Here is a 19,954-nt window from a genome sequence, read left to right on the forward strand (position 1 = left end):
ACAAGCTAATGCACCGCGGGCCCATCCGTAAGTGATAAATCTTTTACTTGTCCTTCATGCGAAGATCAAGATTATCCAGTATTAGCTCCGGTTTCCCGAAGTTATCCCAGTCTTACGGGCAGGTTGCCCACGTGTTACTCACCCGTTCGCCGCTAGGAGCTAAAAGCTCCTCGCTCGACTTGCATGTATTAGGCACGCCGCCAGCGTTCGTCCTGAGCCAGGATCAAACTCTCCATTGAAAGTTTGAGCTAAGCTCAATTTAAAGTAATTAAACAGGTCTTGGTTCATTCACTCTTTAGTTTTCAAGGAACACTTGCTTTTTTGTTTGTGCCACCGTATCGCGGCGACATGTAATAATATAGCACAGACGAACTTACTGAGTCAACATCATTTTTATAAAAAAGATAAAAGAGTTCATCCAGATTCCATTTACACCCTCAAAACCAAACAAATGAAAGAATGCTACATAGTAAAACGTTCGCCATTCACCTCAAAACTAGCCGTTATGCGAGCAGACAACGAGTTAGACACGGTACAGTATTTTTCAACAGATAGATGAACAGCACGGCGGACCTTCTCAATCGGTAGATCACCCGTTAAGCAATAGTGCATATGGACACTTGTAAACTTCTTAGGAAACTCATTTGCACGTTCCCCTCTTACCTCCATCGAGAAAGATTGTACTTCTAGGCGCATTTTCTCCAATATGTCTACAATATCTATGCCTGAGCAAGTCCCTACAGCAGACAGTAACATTTCTGTCGGGCGAGGCCCTCGGTTCTCTCCACCTACTTCCGAAGATGCATCCATCGTAATATGATGCCCAGACGGAGCTTCCGTCTTAAATTCCATTTTCCCTTGCCATTGTATATCGATCTTCATGTTTGCTCTCCTTTTATACAGAAGTGATTAGGAGCCCTTCAACGCTGGCTGCTATAAGCAATAATAAGACGATAAGCCCCAGCAATAGAGGAAGACGCTGTCCAATCTCCTTCCACTCCACCTGTGTCTGAGTCCGATTGGCTGATTTAAATAGTGAAACTACTGATGAAAACACAGAGATTCCAATTCGCAGTCCTAAAGCAGCTGCAAGAAAAATAGCTGGTAACTCAAAGATGCCATGAGGAACAATCTTTGTGAAAAATAAGCTCCAGCCTGAAATTCCTGTCTCTTGGCTAGAAACTGTGATCACATACCCTACCAATAATCCATTTGTTATCAGACTTGAAATCGTTGGGATTCCTAATAATACACCCATTCCAATTAGCATCAAACAAGCTGTCAAATTATTTATAAAGATTTCTTTACTAACTTTAAACCAACTGGGATTTGCCCCTAAGCTCTGAATCATTTTATCAAAGTGATCAAAAATCTGAAGTTGATCGAAAAGCTTCCTCCACTGTTCCGTATTCACACTCCCCATAAGAGCAGAAACGAAAAATAGTGCTGTGACAACCAGGATGAGCCTTTTTTCTGCTTTCAATGCAAACCAGAGTCGTTTCAATTTAATTTCATCTCCCATATATCATATCTCTTGTCCCTCACACATACATTACCACTAGGACAGGTTTCTAAATGAATGGAGGGTGTCAAATGAACTATTTTATGGTTTTATCTGGAAAGAAAATAAAACGCATTTTTCTATTAGCACTGGTTTGTATTTTCGGTATTGGTGTTTATTATGCCGAAGCAAAAGATTTGCCAGTCTTTTTTTCAAAACAAGCCCCTGATAAGGAGCCTGCTGCCATCTACAGTGTAAAAACGGATAAAAAAGTAGTCGCACTAACCTTTGATATTAGCTGGGGAGAGGAACGTACAGCTCCTATCTTAGATGTACTCCAGAAAAAGGGAGTTAAAAAAGCAACCTTTTTCCTATCTTCCCCTTGGGCGGAGACGCATCCCGACTTAGTGAAGAAAATTGGGGATGAGTTAAAATTCGAGATTGGAAGCCATGGGCATAAGCACGATAATTACAGTCAACTCTCCGAGGACCAAATTCGAAAACAAATTACAACATCCGATACGATTCTAAATAAAGTAACGGGTAAAAAGATGAACTTGATTCGCTATCCAAACGGGGATTTTGACAAGCGTGTATTAAAGGTTGCCCAGAGCTTAGGATACACTTCGATTCAGTGGGATACCGACTCTAGAGATTGGATGAACCCTGGTGTTAAAGCCATCATAGATCGCGTCGTAACCAAAGCACATCCCGGTGATATTATCCTCCTTCACGCAAGCGATTCCTGCCGACAAACACATGAAGCACTACCTCAAATCATTGATCAATTAAGAAGCAAGGGATACGAATTTGTCACTGTCTCTGAATTAGTATCCAGCACACAACAAAAAGTGAAGCCAGTTCAGTAAGCTAGACGATTTAGTCTAGCTCTTTTTTTTCTGTTTTGTTACCAATGGCGGAGTCTCATTCGATTTCTCACCTTCTCTTGCACGAGTCCAGCGTTGGAGATTTAAAATTTGCCATGCATTACATAGTACCAAGACGAAAACCGTAGATGCTATGGACGAAACAGGAACTTCTCCACCCTTGATGTTCATAGCCGGGATTGCTTCCAGCATGGTTACGGTAAACATGAAGAAGAGTGTTGGAACGAAGGCTGCCTTCTGTGTGAAGCGCACTTTTTGTTTTCCAATGATCACACCTGCTACAAGTAATATGATTGGAATCGATAAATGCTTCCATAAGTCTGTACCATTGTATTTATTGACATTCAAATAGACTACACATCCAAATACAACGAACAAGAAAAATACTTGGATAGTATTAAAGATTTTTTGATTTCGTACTAAACCCATACTAAGCCAGTTAAAGACGAGATAAGAAAAGAAGCCGAGCTGAGTAATAGAGGGAAGAAGAAGTCCTGTAAGGAGTAGGAGGTTAACCGGTCCAAATAGTGAACTCCCTGTAATCCAATATGAAACCAAACCAAGTATACATGTAACACTTACACCAATGAGAAGTGTAGAAAAATACCATTTAAATAAACTTTTTAATGTCATGTCATATCGCTCCCTGATATCTAACTGAACCGATTGTAACAAAGTTGGTCTTCGTTGGCTATGTATGAACTTCCTTTGTTTGGATGGATAAAGAAAAATCACAAACAACATACTATAGGTACATAGGCAAACTGAAACGGGGTATGAAATTATGGCTCTCATACGTATCATTTCACTTATCGCAATCATGTTATTGGTAACTTCTTGTGGTTCTCAAAAAGAATCGGAGTCTGTGGACTATCAAAAGACGAAAGGAATCGTATTAGATGTCCTCCAGACCCAAGAAGGGAAGCAAGCTTTGCAAAAAATGATGACGGATCCTGAATTTAAAGAGCAGATCGTTGTCAATTCACAAGAAGTAGAGAAGGCTATGTCTAAGGTAATGACAGATCCTAAAGCACAAGAAGGGCTGGGTAAGTTACTGACAAAGCCTGATATTGCGAATAGCTTCGCCAAAGCGACTGAGAAAGAAATGAAAAATCTCTTTAAAGCATTGATGAAAGATCCTGAGTATCAAAAATCCATGATGGACCTTTTAAAAGATCCAGAATTCTCGAAGACAATCCTTCAGTTGATGAAAAGCCAAGAAAATCGAAAAGAAACCATGAAACTCATCGAAGAAGCACTAAAGTCTCCAAGTTTTCAACAACAACTGATGAAATTGATTCAAGAAAGCTCTAAAAAAGGAAAACAACAGTCCTCATCAGATCAGAGTAGTGAATCTGAAGAATCAGGTAGTAGTTCAGATGGGACGAGCAACTCACCGACATCGTAATCACTCGAATAAACAACTTTATTCAAAGGCGAAACCAGTCCCGCTTAGGACTGGTTTCAGACTGTAACTTATGTTGTAACAGCTTGAGTCACTTTTCGCGCTAGCTCATCATACAGTTTCCCTGTTGGATGATGGGTCGGATAAACAGACGGTGAGTACTCTGGGTCTTCTAATACATTACCCGGAGCCCCGAGAGGAATTTGACACAGCAGCTCCACATTTAATGATTCTGCAAGCTTTTCCCCACCTCCACGGCCAAACACGTACTCTTTATCACCGTTTCGATCTGTATACCAAGACATGTTCTCCACTACTCCAAGAATCTCGTGCTTAGTCGTACTAAGTGCCATTGCACCAGCACGAGCTGCAACAAATGCTGCTGTAGCATGCGGAGTAGTTACGATAATTTCTTTACTCTGAGGAATCATTTGGTGAACGTCAAGAGCAATATCTCCTGTGCCGGGTGGTAGATCGAGTAGCAGATAATCTAATTCTCCCCAATGCACTTCATGAAGGAAATTACGCAACATTTTACCTAAGATAGGGCCACGCCACACAACAGGGGCATTATCCTCTACAAAAAAGCCCATCGATATCACTTTGACCCCATATCGTTCTACAGGAAGAATGACTTCATCAATAACGGTGGGTCGTTGTTCAATCCCCATCATATCTGGAACGCTAAATCCGTAGATGTCGGCGTCGATAATCCCTACTTTTTTACCTGCACGCGCTAAAGCAACTGCCAAGTTAACTGTTACAGTGGACTTTCCGACTCCACCTTTTCCTGAAGCAATCGCAATATAGTTCGTTTGAGGAATTCCTGGCGTAGAGGATGCCTCTCTGCCTTGCGTAGTAGCATTTTCACGACTTGCGTGTTGCTCTGCACGTAAGGAAGCAGATAATGCTGCTCTCTCTTCATCTGTCATAGCTCCAAACGTGACCGTCACACGTTCTGCACCTAATTGCCGGATCGCATTTTCCACGTCTTCCTGAATCTTTATTTTTAATGGACACCCTCGGATGGTTAAGATTACATCCAACGATACATCGTTACCCTGTATCTGGATATTTCGAATCATATTCAAACTTACAAGACTTTTATTAAGTTCGGGGTCTTTTACCTCCCGTAAAGCTTCCATAATGCTCTCAGTCGTTAGCATATTTTAAACACACCTCGGAGTTATATACTAATGTTCAGTTATGTTGAATGAAATGGGACTGAGGATGAAAACCAGTTCATCCTCTTCTTTTGCCTTATGTAGGTCAACATATCCAGATTGATTATAGCATACTGAAGATCAAAACTGTTCATTCTTCACATTCTACAAGTAAGATACTCCTATTTAACTTCCTTTCCATCGTAATAGGCCAGCATACCGTAATAAATCGCTGAAGCAATTTGTTTTTGATAAACTTCTGTAGCTAGCAACTTAGCTTCTTCATGATTGGATAAAAAGCCTACTTCCACTAAAGACATAGGTACAGGCGAGTATTTCATGAGAAATACATCATTTTTAGCCTTTGGTAGGCGATCTGTATTCGCAATGGTACGAATAATTTCGGATTGAATGAGAGAGGCAAGACGTTTATTCTCTTCCTTAATCGGATTATAGAAGGTTTGAGCTCCCCTCCACGGGCCTTTTGACATCGAGTTAAGATGGATGCTGATAAAAAGTTCTGCTCCACTCTCGCGAACTAAGCGAACCCGGTTAGATAAATCTTCTGCTTTCCGGCGAGAGATTTTTCGGGTATCAGGACTTGCAAGGTCTGTATCTGTTTCTCTAGTCATCACAACCTGAGCACCCGCTTGTCCAAGAAGCTGCTGTAGATAAGAAGCGATCTTCAGTGTGATATCTTTCTCGATGATCCCCGAAGGGCTAACCGCTCCTCCATCTACTCCCCCATGACCTGCATCAATTGCAATTACTTTTCCAAACATCGGTTCCGTCCGTGACATCCAGGTGCTCCGAATGGGTTCAATCATAAAGCTACAAGTAAGTAAGATAACTCCCATCAGAGGAATCCAATACATTCTACGCCAACGAAAGGTACTGATTATGTGATAAAGAGATTTCAATAATATCATGCCAGCGCCTCCATACACATCTATGTTACTAATGTGTATGCTTCCTTAGTACAGGCTATGAAAGGAATGAACGAAACATCTAATGGAATTCACTACTATGCATCAGCAATCAACACAAACGGCAACTCAAACGAATAGTTGTATTTTTCAAAATCAAGTTTGTATATTTGTTGCACCAGTTCAATTGTATCTTCAGTATAAAAGCTTTGGTGGCTAGGCATTCGAGTCTTCAAATCAGAAAACGAAAACATTTTATCTCCCACACTTTCTTCTACCTCTACAGGATTCCTATGATGCTTCGATTGACAAAGATCCTCTAGCGGGGAGTGTGACAAACCATATTTACTTTCTATGGTTCGTATTTCGCTTTCGAATTTTTCCAAATATATATACTCTATGTTCATTCTTTGCTCAAAAGGATAGTACTGGGGCGCTAAATGGCGATCAAGCTCCATATTTCTCTCTCTATATTGCTTCACATGATGGAGAAAGTCTTTAAAGCTACACGGATTAGGCGCCTTTAATGTAGATGGATTTTCTAAGTAATAAACAAAAGAACTAACCGCTCTTGTATAAGGATTACGTACAAGCTTATATACTTTCTTCGTTCCTTCTCGAATGTGCTTAGTCCATATAGCGTAATTATCTTGCCCCATATATTTAATTCGAAAATGATGAATCCAAGGGTTATGCGAGAGTGCTTCATCTAACAACCCTATTTGAAAGAAAAACCATTTGTTTAAACTCGTACATCCTGCCTTCGGGCTCCAAAATAGGATAATAGGTAGATCCTCATGATATAAAGGTCCATACATCAACTATCAACCTCACTTAAAAATAGTCATAGACAAATGATCCCTAAACTAAATACCACTTATCCTTACCACTATTACTCCATGAATGAAGAATATATGCCCAAAGACAAATAAAAGCCCCCAACCATCTACATGATTGGAGACTATTATGAAACAGCTATTACCGTTTGGAGAACTGTGGAGCACGACGAGCTGCTTTAAGACCGTATTTCTTACGCTCTTTCATACGTGGGTCACGAGTTAAGAAACCAGCTTTTTTCAGTGCAGGACGAAGCTCTGCATCTACTTTTAGAAGTGCACGTGCGATTCCATGACGGATTGCACCAGCCTGTCCGGTAAAACCACCGCCACCTACATTAACAAGTACATCATAACGTCCAAGAGTATCTGTCAATACAAGTGGTTGACGAACGATCGCTTTCAAAGTTTCAAGTCCGAAGTAAGTGTCCAAGTCACGACCGTTTACCACGATGCGGCCATCGCCAGCAACGAGACGTACACGGGCAACCGACTCCTTACGGCGACCGGTTCCATAAAACTGAACTTGTGCCAAAATCGGTACCTCCTTTTTATTAACCGCGTAGTTCATACTCAACTGGCGATTGTGCCTGATGAGGATGTTCGGTTCCTGCATATACTTTTAGTTTTTTGAATTGTTGACGACCTAGGCTACCTTTTGGAAGCATACCTTTTACTGCTAGTTCGATCATGCGCTCTGGACGAGTTGCACGAAGATCAGCAGCTACTGTCTGCTTCAAGCCGCCTGGATGACCAGAATGACGGTAGTAGATCTTTTTGTTTAGTTTGTTACCGGTAAGTTCGATACCGGAAGCATTGATTACGATTACGAAATCACCTGTGTCCACATGCGGGGTAAACTCAGGTTTATGTTTACCACGAAGTAGAGTAGCAACTTCAGTAGCTAGACGACCAAGTGTTTTACCTTGAGCATCTACCACATACCATTTACGTTCCACTTGATGTGGCTTTGCGATAAATGTTGTACGCATCGTATATTTCCCTCCTCTATGTGCAATGGACTACGGCTTAGCCGGCCCTATTCAATGATATCCATTCAAATTTCGCTCATCCTTTGAAGCGGAAGGATGGGCGGAACGACGAGTAAAAAGAACAATCTTTTTGTTTTGCGCCGAACCAATTCCACCGGGGCGTGGAGTGGAAAATACCAAGCGTAATCATATACCACTTATGAAGAAATGTCAAGTTGGCAACTTAAACCTCTAAAGGTGCATAGCCTACTTCAACTAATGTAAGACCTTCAGGCGGATAGGTAGGACCTGCCAGTCTTCGATCACAAGCTCCTAATAATGCAGGGATCGATTGAGGATCCCGCTCCCCTCTACCAACTTCCACCAATGTACCTACAATAATCCGTACCATGTTGTATAGAAATCCACTCCCTGATACTTCAATGGACACAATACCTTGGTCTTCACGAATAATACAGCTAAAAATGGTACGCTTATGGTCCGGGACAACCGTCTTCGTCGAGCAAAGCGACGTAAACACATGCGTTCCCACTAAATAGTTCGCTGCTTCTTGCATCAAAATCGGATCAAGTGGTATAGGATCGTGCGTTTGGAAGCGTCTCATAAATACATTAGGTACGCGATTGGTATCAATGCTATAGCGATACGTTTTCCAATGCGCACTTTTTCGCGAATGAAAGTCCATCGACACCTCTTGGCTGGAGCGGACCACCAGATCCCGAGGAAGAATCTTGCGTAGTATATACGTGTATCTTTCCCCTGGAATAGGTGAAACCGTTTCGAAGTGGCACACCTGTCCTACAGCATGAACACCTGCATCAGTACGCCCTGAGCCATGAATATGAATCTCTTCTCCGGTTAAGCGCTTCAATGCTACTTCAAGTGTTCCTTGTACGGTTCTTTGCTCCGGTTGACGCTGATATCCTGCATAATCAGTACCATCATATGAAATGATTAATTGAATCTTCTTCATCATGATTGTCCTACTTTCTCATCCAAAAAAGGGCAGTTGCCACAATGGATAAAATCACCAACAAAAGAATATCAGAGCGGCGTATGGAAAGTACTCGCAATTTCGTACGACCGACACCACCTACATAACCCCTTGCCTCCATCGCGGTTGCCAAATCCTCTGCCCGTCGAAATGACGAAATCATAAGTGGGATTAAAACCGGAATATACGCCTTCACACGACGGTATAGGTTTCCGCTTTCGAAGTCCGCCCCACGTGCCTTTTGTGCTTTGATAATCTTATCCGTCTCTGCCCATAGTGTGGGAATAAAACGCAAGGCAATCGACATCATCATCGCAAACTCATGAACAGGAAACTTCCATCTGCGAAGGGGCGAAAGAAGCGACTCCAGTCCATCCGTCAAGTCAATCGGCGAAGTAGTAAACATCAACAAAGAAGCGAAAATCATTAATAAGATAAAACGAACCGAAATAATAGCTGCCTGGCGAACTCCTTCCTCATAAATGGTAAGAATCGGAGTTTGCAAGACAATACTTCCACTCTGCGTAAAAAACAGATGAAAAAGGGTTGTAAACAAAATCATCCAGATAATCAATTTCATCGAACGCAAGAAAAGAAGGGATGAGATTCGAGAAAGAATCACTCCGAGTAATCCAACGAAAAGCAGAAGAGTATAGCCCTCTACATTGTTAGCGAAGAAAATCAAGATCAACATACAGAAAACAAAGATGCATTTTGAACGCGGATCGAGTCGATGTAGCCAAGAGTCCATCGGTATGTACTGTCCAATGATAACAGAGTTCATGAGCCTCTCCTCCAACGATGAACAAGCTCATCTACAAGTGTAGATAACTCATAAATCTCGGTCGAGATCGGTGTAGATAGCTTCTCATTTAACGACATAATCCACTTCGTCACATCTGGAACATCTAGTCCGCTCACCTTTAGGTATGGCAGATTCCGAAAGATTTCAATCGGTTTCCCAGTAGCAATCACTTTCCCATCACTCATGAGTACGACCTGTTCAGCTAGTTCGGCGGCTTCATTCATGTTGTGTGTAACATGAACCACTGTACATCCAAAGTGCTGATGAAACCTCTTTAGAATAGACAGCAGATCCCTCTGCCCTAGGTAGTCTAATCCGGCAGTAGGTTCATCCAAAATCAAGATGTCTGGACGCATAGCAAGTACTCCTGCAATCGCTACTCGTCTCATTTGACCACCCGATAACTCAAACGGTGATCGTTCCCTTAGATCAGGAGAAAGACCCATCCACAACATCGCTTCCGTCACTCGATATTCGATCTCAACTGCATCACAACCAAGGTTTTTCGGCCCAAAGGCGATATCCTTAGCAACTGTTTCTTCAAAGAGCTGATGCTCTGGATATTGAAAAACAACGCCAACTCTTTTGCGATACTCCCCTAATTTCTTAGAATGAGAGTGAATTCGAGTATTTCCTACCTGTAAGACACCTCTCGTAGGAAGGAGCAAACCCGCTAAAAGTTGAACCAACGTAGATTTGCCTGAACCCGTCTTACCAATCACAGCAACATAGTTGCCTTGTTTGAATTGAACATGAATATCCTGAAGTGCTCGGTGTTCGAACGGAGTCCCAGTGGAATAGGTGTAGGTTACGTCTTTGAAAGATATCTCCATATCTGAGCCACCATTTCATCCGAATTTCCAATCGGTTCGTTCAGCTCCACTCCCTGCTCCTTCAGCAATGCACGTAATCGAATCGGAAGAGGAACTTCTAAGCCCCACCGCTCTAACAAATTAGATTGGTTATATAAATCACTAGATGGATAATCTAACTGTAGACGATGATGAGCAATCACAATGACTCGTTCTGCTAGAAAAGCTTCTTGCGCAGAATGAGTAATATGAATCACTGTCCGGCCCTGTTGATGAAGCTTTTTCATCAGGTCTCGCACTTCTTCTCGTCCCTGTGGGTCAAGCATAGAGGTAGATTCATCAAACACAATAATCTCTGGATCCATCGCAAGCACACCGGCAATCGCAAGGCGCTGCTTTTGGCCACCCGAAAGATGAGCTGGTTCACGATTTTCAAATCCAACTAATCCAACCTCTTCTAGAGAGCGTTCTATACGAGGAATCATCTCTTCTCTTGGAACACCCAGATTTTCAAGTCCAAACGCAACATCGTCACGTACCGTTGTCGCTACAATTTGATTGTCTGGATTTTGAAAGACCATTCCTACTTTTCTACGAATATGAAATCGCCCAAGGTCATTCACAGTAGAAAAATCCCCCACTCGAACTTCGCCTTCTGTGGGGATAAACAACCCATTTAATAAACGAGCAAACGTGGATTTACCAGAGCCATTTGGCCCCATCACAACTACATACTCACCTGATTGAATCGTAAGATTAATGTCTTGTAATGCCCATTGCTCCTTCATTTGGCGATCTGGATGATAATCAAACCATACCCCAGATAGTTCTATGAGAGATTTTAAGTGTTTCATATATTCCCACCTAAAGAAAAAAGGGTAAACGTCAGGACCGGTTAGATCCTGCCCTCACCCTTTCAAACATAGCAAGCAGTTATTTTACAAGCTCAAGGAATACCATTGGAGCTCCGTCACCACGACGAGGTCCAATTTTCAAAATGCGAGTATAGCCACCATTACGCTCTGCATAGCGTGGCGCAACTTCATCAAACAATTTTTTTACTGCATCTACATTCTTATGATGGGTTAATTCTTCGCCATCTTTTTCGGTATAAGAACGCTCAGTACGAACGAATGCGGCTGCTTGGCGGCGAGCATGTAAATCACCGCGTTTACCCAAAGTGATCAACTTCTCGGCAATAGAGCGAACTTCTTTCGCTTTGGATTCAGTCGTTTGGATACGTTCGTTGAGGATTAGATCGGTTACGAGGTCACGGAAAAGAGCTTTACGAGCTGAACTATTGCGACCTAATTTAGAGTATGCCATCTATTTTCCCTCCCCCTAAAAGCGGATTAATCTTCGTTGCGCAAGCCAAGACCAAGCTCAGCAAGCTTTTCTTGTACCTCTTCTAAAGACTTACGTCCGAGGTTACGGACTTTCATCATATCTTCTTCTGATTTCTGTGTAAGCTCTTGTACGGAATTAATTCCAGCGCGCTTTAGGCAGTTATAGGAGCGAACTGAAAGATCAAGTTCTTCGATGGTCATCTCCATCACTTTTTCTTTCTTATCTTCTTCCTTTTCAACCATAATCTCAGCATCTTTTGCTTCTTCGGTCAGACCGACAAAAAGCATTATATGATCGTTGAGAATTTTTGCGCCAAGGCTAACAGCTTCATCAGGTTTTAAGCTACCATTTGACCAAACTTCTAAAGTCAGCTTGTCATAGTTAGTAACTTGTCCAACACGTGTATTCTCGATTTGATAGTTTACACGTTCAATTGGAGTATAGATAGAGTCAATTGGAATCACACCAATTGCCTGATCTTCGTTTTTATTCTTGTCAGCAGCCACATATCCCCGTCCACGATTCGCTGTCATACGAATGTGAAGGTGTGCTCCCGATTCAAGCGTAGCAATGTGTAGATTTGGATTTAAAACCTCCACATCACTATCGGCCCGAATATCACCAGCAAGAATCTCATAACCATCCGTTCCGCCATCAATATCAATCTCTAGCGTTTTTTGTTCATCGGAATGAATTTTGAGGGCGAGCTTTTTCAAGTTGAGAATCAGTTCTGTTGTATCCTCGACCACACCAGGAATCGTAGAGAACTCATGTAATACGCCATCAATTTGAATCGCTGTAACAGCCGCTCCAGGCAAAGAGGAGAGCAGTACACGGCGCAACGAGTTTCCTAAGGTAGTACCGTATCCTCGTTCTAAAGGTTCTACAACAAACTTCCCGTATCGATGATCTTCGCTTATCTCAACAGCTTCGATCTTTGGCTTTTCAATTTCAATCATACGGCTCACAAACCCTCCTTCAGAACGTCGTAGTTCTGGATCTATCAGGTTACATAGGCTCGTTCATCGTTTAACAACGCCAATCACACGTTTGAGAAGACGTGTCATCCTACTCTAACGTGCCCGTGCAACTAAATGTGCATAAGTAAGAGTGCTGAAAAAATTTCCAGTCCTATCCAGTATACACAATCTGGCTCTAAGATAAACCCTAAAGTTATCTTGTCAACGCATTATACACGACGACGTTTCGGCGGACGACAGCCATTGTGAGGGATTGGTGTCACATCTTTAATTAAGCTAACTTCTAACCCTACTGCTTGAAGAGAACGGATTGCTGCTTCACGACCGGAACCAGGTCCTTTTACCATTACTTCAACGGTCTTCATACCGTTTTCCATAGCGGTTTTTGCTGCCACTTCTGCTGCCATTTGAGCTGCGAAAGGTGTGCTTTTACGGCTACCTTTGAAGCCCATTGTACCTGCAGAAGCCCAAGCAATCGAGTTACCGCGTGGATCGGTAATGGTGATGATAGTGTTGTTAAAAGTAGAACGAATGTGTACAACGCCCGATTCAACATGTTTTTTAACACGGCGTTTCACGCGTTGGTTCGCGCCTTTGCGTTTTGGTGCCATTGGTAAGTCCCTCCTTATCTAATTATTTTTTCTTGTTCGCAACAGTACGACGTGGTCCTTTACGAGTACGTGCATTCGTTTTGGTTTTTTGACCACGAACTGGCAAGCCTCTACGATGACGAATCCCACGATAGGAAGCAATCTCCATCAAACGTTTGATGTTAAGAGAAATTTCGCGACGTAGATCCCCTTCAATTGTAAGAGTCTTGTCAATGTGAGTACGAAGTTTGTTTACTTCTTCCTCCGTTAGGTCACGGACACGAGTATCTGGATTTACACCAGTCTCAGAAATAATTTTTTTAGATTGAGAGCGACCAATACCATAGATATAGGTTAGGGCGATCTCAACGCGTTTTTCACGTGGCAAGTCAATACCTGCAATACGTGCCATACGCTACACCTCCCTTTCTGTTAACCTTGTTTTTGTTTGTGTTTTGGATTTTCACAGATTACCATTACTACCCCTTTGCGGCGGATGACTTTACATTTTTCGCAAATGGGCTTCACCGATGGACGTACTTTCATTACCGGTTTACCTCCTTCTCGTTCCCGAAAGGTTACTTATAACGATAAGTAATCCGTCCGCGGGTTAAGTCGTATGGAGAGAGTTGAACCGTCACTTTATCCCCCGGAAGAATTCGGATAAAATGCATGCGAATCTTTCCTGATACAGTCGCGAGTACTGTATGACGATTCTCTAACTCCACTTTAAACATTGCGTTAGGTAGGGATTCAACTACGATTCCTTCCACCTCAATTACATCTTCCTTGGCCATGACTCACACTCCTTTCTGTTCTTCAGAACGTATTTGGAGCAGGTATTGGTTCAGGGCGTACCGCAACAGTGCATTGGTGACACGACCCGTAACCTGCAAGCTACTAACTACCTCTTGCACCACTTGAATGGTTGGTTGTACATGCTTCTGGTTTTTCCGCTTGGGCTTCTCAGCCAATCGCTTTTTACCATCTGCTAACCATACAAAGTGAGGTTCTTCCAAGCCGATGACAACCGCGTAAGCACCAGCTTCTCGCCCAGTTTTCACTTGAACGATCTGCCCAACACATATACGACTGTCAACACCTGTCACATCCATCACCCTTCACCTTACGCTGTGGTAAGTATCTCATAGCCATCGTCCGTAATCGCGATAGTGTGCTCGAAGTGAGCACATAGAGAACCGTCTGTGGTTACAACTGTCCACTGATCATCTAATGTACGAACAAAGCGGCTTCCCGCATTCACCATCGGCTCGATTGCTAAGGTCATCCCCTTAGAAAGACGTCTGCCTTTTCCAGGTTCGCCGAAGTTTGGAACAGAAGGATCTTCATGAAGCTCACGACCGATTCCATGTCCAGCGTACTCTTCCACAATCGAAAATCCCGCTGCCTCAGCAACAGATTGAATCGCATGAGATACATCACCTAACCGGACTCCTGGTTTACATACCGCTAAACCAGCATACAACGATTGTTCAGTGACAGCAAGTAAACGCTCCGCTTCTGGTGTTACAGTTCCTATCGAATAGGTCCACGCAGAATCACCATGAAAGCCCTCGTAATAAGCACCAATATCAATAGAGATGATATCCCCATTTAGAAGCTTACGCTTGCTCGGGATACCGTGCACTAGCTCATCATTTACTGAAGTGCATACACTTCCTTGAAAGCCGTTATATCCCTTGAAAGAAGGGGTGGCTCCCAAATTCCTGATAAACTTCTCTGCAACGTGGTCAATCTCTCTCGTAGTGATGCCCGGCTCAATCCATTTCTTTAACTCCTGATGAGTTAGATAAACAATTTTACCGGCTTGCCTCATACGTTCGATCTCAGTTAACGACTTAACCGTGATCATAACACTGTTCCTCGAACCACAGACAAGATATGCTTACTTACTTGATCAATTGGCAGAGTTCCGTTTACACGTTCCAGTTTGCCAGTTGACTCATAATAAGCGAGCAAATGATTTGTTTGTTCAAAGTTGACCTTCAGACGGTTTATAACCGTTTCTGCACGATCATCCTCGCGTTGGTATAGCTCACCACCACAATGATCGCAAACACCTTCCTTTTCAGGAGGAGCAAACACAGCATGGTAGGTAGCACCACAATCACGACAAATCCAACGACCTGTGAGGCGGCGTAAAAGCTCATCCATCGCCACATCGATGTAGATAACGTGATCTAATTCGCGATTCAAATCAACTAATAACTGATCTAGTGCTTCTGCTTGAGGTACCGTTCTCGGGAAACCATCTAACAAGAAGCCTTTCGCACAATCATCTTTTGCCAGGCGCTCACGAACAATACCAATCGTTACACGGTCAGGAACCAATTGTCCTTGGTCCATAAACGATTTTGCTTCTAGTCCTAGAGGCGTTTGTTCTTTCACAGCTGCACGAAACATATCGCCTGTTGAAATATGTGGTATATTCAACTGCTCAATGATCTTCGCAGCTTGTGTACCTTTTCCTGCACCGGGCATACCCATCAAAATAATATTCAAGCGTCTTACCTCCCGGTGAATTCTGCGGGCGGTCCGCAATGAAAAGTTAAAAATTGTAAGTCCCAAGCACACACGAGTCCCCGGATATTTCTTACCGGGGCTATACTCATGTTACTTGGAAGACATGAAACCTTTATAATGTCGTTTTACCAACTGAGCCTCAATCGTCTTCATCACTTCAAGCACAACACCAATCACGATCAAGAGTGAAGTACCACCAATTTGAACAGAAGTTGGTAAACCAGCTAGCTTGATAAAAATGACTGGCAGAATCGCAACAGCCGCTAGGAAAAGTGCTCCTGTCAAGGTGAGACGATTCATGATCCGAGTTAAGTAAGAAGTAGTCGCTTTCCCTGGACGTACGCCCGGGATAAAACCACCGTTCTTCTTTAACTGATCAGAAAGCTGAATCGGATTCATTTGAACAAACGTATAGAAGTACGTAAATCCAAGAATCAACAGAACATATAGGATCATGCCTAATGTGGAACTGGTGTAGTCGAAATGTTGGATAACCCAATTCGCAATTGCGTTACCCTCCCAGAATCTAGCGATCGTCGGAGGGAACATAAGCAAAGATACTGCGAAAATGACAGGAATCACACCCGCAGCATTTACTTTAAACGGAATATGTGTGGATTGACCTCCATACATCTTACGACCTACCACACGCTTGGTATAGTTAATCGTAATTTTCCGTACACCTTGCTGAATATAGATAATCCCGACAATCACAACTAATATAATCAGTAGAATTCCAGCAAGCTTAAGGATTCCCATCGTCATATCAGCCTTACCAGTAAAGAATGTTGTCCATACTTGTTGGGCAACTCCAGGAATCCCGGCAGCGATTCCGGCAAAAATGATAATGGAAATACCATTTCCAATTCCTTTATCCGTAATCTGCTCACCTAGCCACATTAAGAAAGCCGTTCCTGCTGTAAGTGTCAAAGAAATCGAAGCATAGGTCCAGAAACCATCGCCGATAATGAATTCTTTGGCAGCACGACCAAACCCGATAGACAACCCGATGGACTGGATAATACCAAGAGCAATCGTAAAATAACGAGTTACTTGTGCAATCTTACGTCGTCCTGTCTCTCCCTCTTTCGCCCAACGAGCAAAGGCGGGAATCACGTCCATCGTCAATAGTTGAACAATAATCGAAGCAGTGATATACGGCATAATCCCCATCGCAAAGATTGAGAAATTATGCAGAGAGTTACCCGAGAAGGTATTGATAAGTCCGAAGACTCCTCCTCCTTGTGTCTCTAGGTACGCCCGTAATGCACCTGAGTTCGTGTTCGGAACAGGAATAAAGCTTCCGATACGGAAGACAATAAGCAACAACAACGTGAACAAAATACGACGACGAAGATCTTCCACCTTAAAAATGTTGCCCAGGGTTGTAAACATATTAGATTACCTCCGTCGCTCCACCAGCGGCGGTAATTTTTTCTTGTGCGCTTTGGGAGAACTTATGAGCTTTAATAGTAAGCTTTTTCGTTAGTTCGCCATTCGCAAGAACTTTTACGCCTGCTTTTAGGTTTTTCACAACACCCGTCTCTACTAAAAGTTCTGGGGTTACTACAGTACCATCTTCAAAGCGATTCAAAGTGTCTAAGTTGACAACTGCATACTCTACACGATTTGGAGAGGTAAAGCCTCGTTTCGGCAGACGACGATAGATTGGGTTTTGGCCCCCTTCAAATCCAGGACGAACACCACCGCCCGAACGAGCGTTTTGTCCTTTGTGTCCACGACCAGAGGTTTTACCTAAGCCAGAACCTGTACCACGACCTACACGCTTTCTCGTATGACGAGAGCCTTCAGCTGGTTTTAACTCATGTAGTTTCATCTTCGCACCTCCTCTTCAACATGTCCTACTATTACTCGTTCATTTCTTTCACTTCAACCAAGTGGCTCACTTTATTAATCATACCACGGATCGCAGGATTGTCATTGTGGACAACCGTTTGTTCACGTTTGGTGAAGCCGAGTGTCCGCAGGGTAACACGTTGGGATTCCGGACGTCCGATCATGCTACCTGTAAAGGTAATCGCTACTTTCTTTGCCACGGGTATCCCTCCTATCCTAACAACTCTTCTACTGTTTTTCCACGCAATTTAGCTACGTCTTGAGGACGTTTCAGTCCTGCAAGACCTGCGAGGGTTGCGCGAACCATGTTAATTGGGTTATTGGAACCCGTAGACTTTGTGAGGATATCACCCACACCAGCCACGGCTAGTACATCACGAACTGGACCACCCGCGATTACACCAGTACCTTTGGAAGCTGGTTTTAGAATAACGCTACCAGCGCCAAAGCGACCAATGATATCGTGAGGAATGGTGCTACCTTGCAACGGAATAGAGATCAGGTTCTTTTTTGCATCATCTACACCTTTGCGGATCGCTTCTGGTACTTCAGCAGCTTTACCGATGCCGACACCAACACGTCCTTTGCCATCACCCACTACTACGAGTGCGCTAAAGCTAAAACGACGTCCACCCTTAACAACTTTGGATACGCGGTTAATGTTAACCACTTTTTCCACAAACTCGGATTGAACTGCATCCTTTTTGCGTGGTCTGTCTTGTCTGCTCAAAAGTCTAGACCTCCTTTCCTAGCTCCTTCAGCCAGTGCTTGCACACGTCCATGATAGATATAGCCACCACGGTCGAATACAACAGATTTATAACCCTTCTCGATAGCACGTTTTGCGATCAATTCACCTACAGCATGTGCAGCATCAACGGTAGTACCTTTTCCTTCGAAATCTTTATCTAAGGAAGATGCTGCGATCACTGTTACGCCAGTTTGATCATCAATCAACTGAGCGTAGATGTTTTTCGATGAACGGAAAACATTAAGGCGAGGACGCACAGCCGTGCCAAAAACTCTTTTACGTACGCGTAAATGACGTTTCTTACGACCTTTATTGCGCTCCGGCTTTTGAATCACGGTCTAGTTCACTCCCTTCAACTAGCAAATTTATTACTTACCAGTTTTACCTTCTTTACGACGAACCACTTCATCACTATACTTGATACCTTTACCTTTGTACGGTTCAGGTTCACGTTTCGCGCGAATGTTTGCCGCCATTTCTCCAACCACTTGCTTGTCAATCCCTTTGACGATCACTTGTGTTTGAGAAGGAACGTCGAACTCGATTCCTGCCAAAGGCTCAACCTCTACAGGGTGAGAGTAGCCAACGTTTAGTACAACGTTGTTACCTTTTTTAGAAGCACGATAACCAACACCTACGAGTTCCAAGGTTTTTGTAAATCCATTCGCTACACCTTCAACCATGCTGGCTAGCAAGCTACGAGTTGTACCATGAAGTGCACGGTGTGTACGATGATCACTAGGACGGCTTACTGATAGTTGATTATCCTCAACGGTGATCGTGATGTCTGGACTGAATTCGCGTGTAAGGGTTCCTTTTGGACCTTTTACAGTCACAACGTTACCCTCTTGCTTGAATTCCACACCCGCTGGAATCACAATCGGTTTTTTACCAATACGAGACATTCGAAGTCACCTCCGATCTTCTATAAGAAAATTACCAGATGTATGCGAGAACTTCGCCACCAACGTTTTGTTGACGAGCTTCTTTATCGGTCATTACACCTTTGTTGGTAGAAATAATTGCAATCCCGAGTCCACGAAGAACGCGTGGGATCTCAGTGGATTTTGCGTATACACGCAATCCCGGTTTCGAGATACGTTTTAGACCAGAAATAACCTTTTCGTTACTTGAGCCATATTTCAAGAAAATACGTAACACGCCTTGTTTCGAATCCTCAACGTACTCAGCGTCGCGGATGAAACCTTCACGCTTCAAGATCTCAGCAATCTCACGTTTCATGCGAGAAGCAGGAACTTCCAAGCTTTCATGGCGAACCATGTTTGCGTTACGAATACGTGTTAACATATCTGCAATTGGATCTGTCATCACCATTGTGAGAACCCTCCTTCCTCAAACAATTACCAGCTAGCTTTTTTCACGCCGGGAATCTGCCCTTTGTAGGCCAGTTCACGGAAGCAAATACGACAGAGACGGAACTTACGGTATACAGAATGCGGACGACCACAGCGCTCACAGCGAGTATAGCCTTGAACTTTGAACTTTGGCGTACGTTGATTCTTCACGATCATCGACTTCTTGGCCAACGGATTCCCTCCTTTAG

Annotated in this window: 31 protein-coding genes and 1 rRNA gene; 2 read left to right on the plus strand and 30 right to left on the minus strand. The window is 43.2% G+C overall.

What is annotated here, in order from left to right:
- The 3 genes from BT147_RS06875 to BT147_RS06885 all read right to left on the minus strand — a co-directional run.
- Positions 1-239 (minus strand): 16S ribosomal RNA (locus BT147_RS06875); the annotation flags it as partial.
- Between the two features lie 223 nt (positions 240-462).
- Entirely contained in the window at positions 463-882 is a 420-nt protein-coding gene (locus tag BT147_RS06880) for an OsmC family protein (protein ID WP_072332703.1), read from the minus strand.
- Positions 883-895: 13 nt separating this feature from the next.
- On the minus strand, positions 896-1,522 hold the full coding sequence (locus tag BT147_RS06885) for a stage II sporulation protein M (protein ID WP_072332706.1): 627 nt from the start codon (positions 1,520-1,522) through the stop codon (positions 896-898).
- Between the two features lie 71 nt (positions 1,523-1,593).
- Between BT147_RS06885 and pdaB the strand changes: the two genes are divergently transcribed.
- On the plus strand, positions 1,594-2,370 hold the full coding sequence (gene pdaB / locus BT147_RS06890; RefSeq protein ID WP_072332709.1) for a polysaccharide deacetylase family sporulation protein PdaB: 777 nt from the start codon (positions 1,594-1,596) through the stop codon (positions 2,368-2,370).
- Positions 2,371-2,385: 15 nt separating this feature from the next.
- Here pdaB and BT147_RS06895 read toward each other — a convergent pair whose 3' ends face one another.
- The gene (locus BT147_RS06895; RefSeq protein WP_072332712.1) at positions 2,386-3,021 is read right to left on the minus strand and encodes a KinB-signaling pathway activation protein; all 636 of its coding nucleotides are present in this window, start codon (positions 3,019-3,021) and stop codon (positions 2,386-2,388) included.
- 151 nt (positions 3,022-3,172) lie between these two features.
- On the opposite strand from BT147_RS06895, the gene gerD reads away from it, so the two are divergent.
- Positions 3,173-3,796 (plus strand): spore germination lipoprotein GerD, encoded by a 624-nt coding sequence (gene gerD, locus BT147_RS06900; RefSeq protein ID WP_072332716.1) that lies wholly within the window; start codon positions 3,173-3,175, stop codon positions 3,794-3,796.
- Between the two features lie 68 nt (positions 3,797-3,864).
- Here gerD and salA read toward each other — a convergent pair whose 3' ends face one another.
- The 26 genes from salA to BT147_RS07030 all read right to left on the minus strand — a co-directional run bounded on the left by salA (position 3,865) and on the right by BT147_RS07030 (position 19,937).
- Entirely contained in the window at positions 3,865-4,959 is a 1,095-nt protein-coding gene (gene salA / locus BT147_RS06905) for an iron-sulfur carrier protein/transcriptional regulator SalA (protein ID WP_072332719.1), read from the minus strand.
- Between the two features lie 179 nt (positions 4,960-5,138).
- A complete protein-coding gene (cwlD, locus tag BT147_RS06910) occupies positions 5,139-5,885 on the minus strand; it encodes an N-acetylmuramoyl-L-alanine amidase CwlD (RefSeq protein ID WP_143187940.1) in 747 nt (248 codons plus the stop codon).
- Positions 5,886-5,980: 95 nt separating this feature from the next.
- Positions 5,981-6,700 carry a sulfotransferase family 2 domain-containing protein gene (locus BT147_RS06915; RefSeq protein ID WP_072332722.1) on the minus strand — a complete coding sequence of 240 codons (720 nt, stop codon included), beginning with the start codon at positions 6,698-6,700 and terminating at the stop codon, positions 5,981-5,983.
- Between the two features lie 160 nt (positions 6,701-6,860).
- Positions 6,861-7,253, minus strand: a complete 393-nt coding sequence (rpsI, locus tag BT147_RS06920; RefSeq protein ID WP_072332725.1) for a 30S ribosomal protein S9 — start codon at positions 7,251-7,253, stop codon at positions 6,861-6,863.
- 19 nt (positions 7,254-7,272) lie between these two features.
- Positions 7,273-7,710 (minus strand): 50S ribosomal protein L13, encoded by a 438-nt coding sequence (gene rplM / locus BT147_RS06925; protein ID WP_072332728.1) that lies wholly within the window; start codon positions 7,708-7,710, stop codon positions 7,273-7,275.
- A 223-nt stretch (positions 7,711-7,933) separates the two neighbouring features.
- Positions 7,934-8,683, minus strand: a complete 750-nt coding sequence (gene truA / locus BT147_RS06930) for a tRNA pseudouridine(38-40) synthase TruA (RefSeq protein WP_072333094.1) — start codon at positions 8,681-8,683, stop codon at positions 7,934-7,936.
- A gap of 10 nt (positions 8,684-8,693) precedes the next feature.
- A complete protein-coding gene (locus tag BT147_RS06935; RefSeq protein ID WP_072332731.1) occupies positions 8,694-9,488 on the minus strand; it encodes an energy-coupling factor transporter transmembrane component T family protein in 795 nt (264 codons plus the stop codon).
- A complete protein-coding gene (locus BT147_RS06940) occupies positions 9,485-10,342 on the minus strand; it encodes an energy-coupling factor transporter ATPase (protein WP_072332734.1) in 858 nt (285 codons plus the stop codon). The genes BT147_RS06935 and BT147_RS06940 overlap by 4 nt, the downstream gene beginning before the upstream one ends.
- Positions 10,318-11,175: an energy-coupling factor transporter ATPase gene (locus tag BT147_RS06945; protein ID WP_072332737.1), complete on the minus strand. Its 858-nt coding sequence runs from the start codon at positions 11,173-11,175 to the stop codon at positions 10,318-10,320. Before BT147_RS06945 ends, BT147_RS06940 begins: the two co-directional genes overlap by 25 nt.
- Positions 11,176-11,254: 79 nt before the next feature.
- Entirely contained in the window at positions 11,255-11,647 is a 393-nt protein-coding gene (gene rplQ, locus BT147_RS06950) for a 50S ribosomal protein L17 (protein WP_072332740.1), read from the minus strand.
- Between the two features lie 26 nt (positions 11,648-11,673).
- Positions 11,674-12,627: a DNA-directed RNA polymerase subunit alpha gene (locus BT147_RS06955; RefSeq protein ID WP_072332743.1), complete on the minus strand. Its 954-nt coding sequence runs from the start codon at positions 12,625-12,627 to the stop codon at positions 11,674-11,676.
- Between the two features lie 230 nt (positions 12,628-12,857).
- A complete protein-coding gene (gene rpsK / locus BT147_RS06960; RefSeq protein ID WP_072332746.1) occupies positions 12,858-13,259 on the minus strand; it encodes a 30S ribosomal protein S11 in 402 nt (133 codons plus the stop codon).
- A gap of 22 nt (positions 13,260-13,281) precedes the next feature.
- On the minus strand, positions 13,282-13,650 hold the full coding sequence (rpsM, locus tag BT147_RS06965; RefSeq protein WP_072332749.1) for a 30S ribosomal protein S13: 369 nt from the start codon (positions 13,648-13,650) through the stop codon (positions 13,282-13,284).
- A 20-nt stretch (positions 13,651-13,670) separates the two neighbouring features.
- Positions 13,671-13,784, minus strand: a complete 114-nt coding sequence (rpmJ, locus tag BT147_RS06970) for a 50S ribosomal protein L36 (RefSeq protein WP_072332752.1) — start codon at positions 13,782-13,784, stop codon at positions 13,671-13,673.
- Between the two features lie 32 nt (positions 13,785-13,816).
- Positions 13,817-14,035 carry a translation initiation factor IF-1 gene (gene infA, locus BT147_RS06975; RefSeq protein ID WP_072332755.1) on the minus strand — a complete coding sequence of 73 codons (219 nt, stop codon included), beginning with the start codon at positions 14,033-14,035 and terminating at the stop codon, positions 13,817-13,819.
- Positions 14,036-14,038: 3 nt separating this feature from the next.
- A complete protein-coding gene (locus BT147_RS06980) occupies positions 14,039-14,353 on the minus strand; it encodes a KOW domain-containing RNA-binding protein (RefSeq protein ID WP_072332757.1) in 315 nt (104 codons plus the stop codon).
- Between the two features lie 11 nt (positions 14,354-14,364).
- Positions 14,365-15,111 carry a type I methionyl aminopeptidase gene (gene map, locus BT147_RS06985; protein WP_072332760.1) on the minus strand — a complete coding sequence of 249 codons (747 nt, stop codon included), beginning with the start codon at positions 15,109-15,111 and terminating at the stop codon, positions 14,365-14,367.
- Positions 15,108-15,761 carry an adenylate kinase gene (locus BT147_RS06990; RefSeq protein ID WP_072332762.1) on the minus strand — a complete coding sequence of 218 codons (654 nt, stop codon included), beginning with the start codon at positions 15,759-15,761 and terminating at the stop codon, positions 15,108-15,110. The genes map and BT147_RS06990 overlap by 4 nt, the downstream gene beginning before the upstream one ends.
- A 111-nt stretch (positions 15,762-15,872) precedes the next feature.
- Positions 15,873-17,177 (minus strand): preprotein translocase subunit SecY, encoded by a 1,305-nt coding sequence (secY, locus tag BT147_RS06995; protein ID WP_072332765.1) that lies wholly within the window; start codon positions 17,175-17,177, stop codon positions 15,873-15,875.
- A 1-nt stretch (position 17,178) separates the two neighbouring features.
- Positions 17,179-17,619 carry a 50S ribosomal protein L15 gene (gene rplO, locus BT147_RS07000; protein WP_072332768.1) on the minus strand — a complete coding sequence of 147 codons (441 nt, stop codon included), beginning with the start codon at positions 17,617-17,619 and terminating at the stop codon, positions 17,179-17,181.
- A gap of 31 nt (positions 17,620-17,650) precedes the next feature.
- Positions 17,651-17,839 carry a 50S ribosomal protein L30 gene (gene rpmD, locus BT147_RS07005; protein WP_072332771.1) on the minus strand — a complete coding sequence of 63 codons (189 nt, stop codon included), beginning with the start codon at positions 17,837-17,839 and terminating at the stop codon, positions 17,651-17,653.
- An 11-nt stretch (positions 17,840-17,850) separates the two neighbouring features.
- Positions 17,851-18,318 (minus strand): 30S ribosomal protein S5, encoded by a 468-nt coding sequence (gene rpsE, locus BT147_RS07010; RefSeq protein ID WP_093292052.1) that lies wholly within the window; start codon positions 18,316-18,318, stop codon positions 17,851-17,853.
- A gap of 47 nt (positions 18,319-18,365) precedes the next feature.
- Positions 18,366-18,725, minus strand: a complete 360-nt coding sequence (gene rplR / locus BT147_RS07015; RefSeq protein WP_072332777.1) for a 50S ribosomal protein L18 — start codon at positions 18,723-18,725, stop codon at positions 18,366-18,368.
- 33 nt (positions 18,726-18,758) lie between these two features.
- On the minus strand, positions 18,759-19,295 hold the full coding sequence (rplF, locus tag BT147_RS07020) for a 50S ribosomal protein L6 (RefSeq protein WP_072332780.1): 537 nt from the start codon (positions 19,293-19,295) through the stop codon (positions 18,759-18,761).
- A 31-nt stretch (positions 19,296-19,326) separates the two neighbouring features.
- Positions 19,327-19,725, minus strand: a complete 399-nt coding sequence (rpsH, locus tag BT147_RS07025) for a 30S ribosomal protein S8 (protein WP_072332783.1) — start codon at positions 19,723-19,725, stop codon at positions 19,327-19,329.
- A gap of 26 nt (positions 19,726-19,751) precedes the next feature.
- Positions 19,752-19,937, minus strand: coding sequence for a type Z 30S ribosomal protein S14 (locus BT147_RS07030; protein WP_072332786.1), 186 nt, complete (start codon positions 19,935-19,937; stop codon positions 19,752-19,754).
- Positions 19,938-19,954 lie beyond the last annotated feature (17 nt).

This window comes from Thermoactinomyces sp. DSM 45891 (assembly GCF_900119485.1).
In the GTDB taxonomy this organism is placed as follows: Bacteria; Bacillota; Bacilli; order Thermoactinomycetales; family Thermoactinomycetaceae; genus Baia.

What these genes read in the sequence shown, in the direction of transcription:
- BT147_RS06880 (WP_072332703.1), bottom strand. Translation starts at nt 882, where the DNA reads ATGAAGATCGATATACAATGGCAAGGGAAAATGGAATTTAAGACGGAA.
- BT147_RS06885 (WP_072332706.1), bottom strand. Translation starts at nt 1,522, where the DNA reads ATGGGAGATGAAATTAAATTGAAACGACTCTGGTTTGCATTGAAAGCA.
- pdaB (WP_072332709.1), top strand. Translation starts at nt 1,594, where the DNA reads ATGAACTATTTTATGGTTTTATCTGGAAAGAAAATAAAACGCATTTTT.
- BT147_RS06895 (WP_072332712.1), bottom strand. Translation starts at nt 3,021, where the DNA reads ATGACATTAAAAAGTTTATTTAAATGGTATTTTTCTACACTTCTCATT.
- gerD (WP_072332716.1), top strand. Translation starts at nt 3,173, where the DNA reads ATGGCTCTCATACGTATCATTTCACTTATCGCAATCATGTTATTGGTA.
- salA (WP_072332719.1), bottom strand. Translation starts at nt 4,959, where the DNA reads ATGCTAACGACTGAGAGCATTATGGAAGCTTTACGGGAGGTAAAAGAC.
- cwlD (WP_143187940.1), bottom strand. Translation starts at nt 5,885, where the DNA reads ATGATATTATTGAAATCTCTTTATCACATAATCAGTACCTTTCGTTGG.
- BT147_RS06915 (WP_072332722.1), bottom strand. Translation starts at nt 6,700, where the DNA reads ATGTATGGACCTTTATATCATGAGGATCTACCTATTATCCTATTTTGG.
- rplM (WP_072332728.1), bottom strand. Translation starts at nt 7,710, where the DNA reads ATGCGTACAACATTTATCGCAAAGCCACATCAAGTGGAACGTAAATGG.
- truA (WP_072333094.1), bottom strand. Translation starts at nt 8,683, where the DNA reads ATGAAGAAGATTCAATTAATCATTTCATATGATGGTACTGATTATGCA.
- BT147_RS06935 (WP_072332731.1), bottom strand. Translation starts at nt 9,488, where the DNA reads ATGAACTCTGTTATCATTGGACAGTACATACCGATGGACTCTTGGCTA.
- BT147_RS06940 (WP_072332734.1), bottom strand. Translation starts at nt 10,342, where the DNA reads ATGGAGATATCTTTCAAAGACGTAACCTACACCTATTCCACTGGGACT.
- BT147_RS06945 (WP_072332737.1), bottom strand. Translation starts at nt 11,175, where the DNA reads ATGAAACACTTAAAATCTCTCATAGAACTATCTGGGGTATGGTTTGAT.
- rplQ (WP_072332740.1), bottom strand. Translation starts at nt 11,647, where the DNA reads ATGGCATACTCTAAATTAGGTCGCAATAGTTCAGCTCGTAAAGCTCTT.
- BT147_RS06955 (WP_072332743.1), bottom strand. Translation starts at nt 12,627, where the DNA reads ATGATTGAAATTGAAAAGCCAAAGATCGAAGCTGTTGAGATAAGCGAA.
- rpsK (WP_072332746.1), bottom strand. Translation starts at nt 13,259, where the DNA reads ATGGCACCAAAACGCAAAGGCGCGAACCAACGCGTGAAACGCCGTGTT.
- rpsM (WP_072332749.1), bottom strand. Translation starts at nt 13,650, where the DNA reads ATGGCACGTATTGCAGGTATTGACTTGCCACGTGAAAAACGCGTTGAG.
- rpmJ (WP_072332752.1), bottom strand. Translation starts at nt 13,784, where the DNA reads ATGAAAGTACGTCCATCGGTGAAGCCCATTTGCGAAAAATGTAAAGTC.
- infA (WP_072332755.1), bottom strand. Translation starts at nt 14,035, where the DNA reads ATGGCCAAGGAAGATGTAATTGAGGTGGAAGGAATCGTAGTTGAATCC.
- BT147_RS06980 (WP_072332757.1), bottom strand. Translation starts at nt 14,353, where the DNA reads ATGGATGTGACAGGTGTTGACAGTCGTATATGTGTTGGGCAGATCGTT.
- map (WP_072332760.1), bottom strand. Translation starts at nt 15,111, where the DNA reads ATGATCACGGTTAAGTCGTTAACTGAGATCGAACGTATGAGGCAAGCC.
- secY (WP_072332765.1), bottom strand. Translation starts at nt 17,177, where the DNA reads ATGTTTACAACCCTGGGCAACATTTTTAAGGTGGAAGATCTTCGTCGT.
- rplO (WP_072332768.1), bottom strand. Translation starts at nt 17,619, where the DNA reads ATGAAACTACATGAGTTAAAACCAGCTGAAGGCTCTCGTCATACGAGA.
- rplF (WP_072332780.1), bottom strand. Translation starts at nt 19,295, where the DNA reads ATGTCTCGTATTGGTAAAAAACCGATTGTGATTCCAGCGGGTGTGGAA.
- rpsH (WP_072332783.1), bottom strand. Translation starts at nt 19,725, where the DNA reads ATGGTGATGACAGATCCAATTGCAGATATGTTAACACGTATTCGTAAC.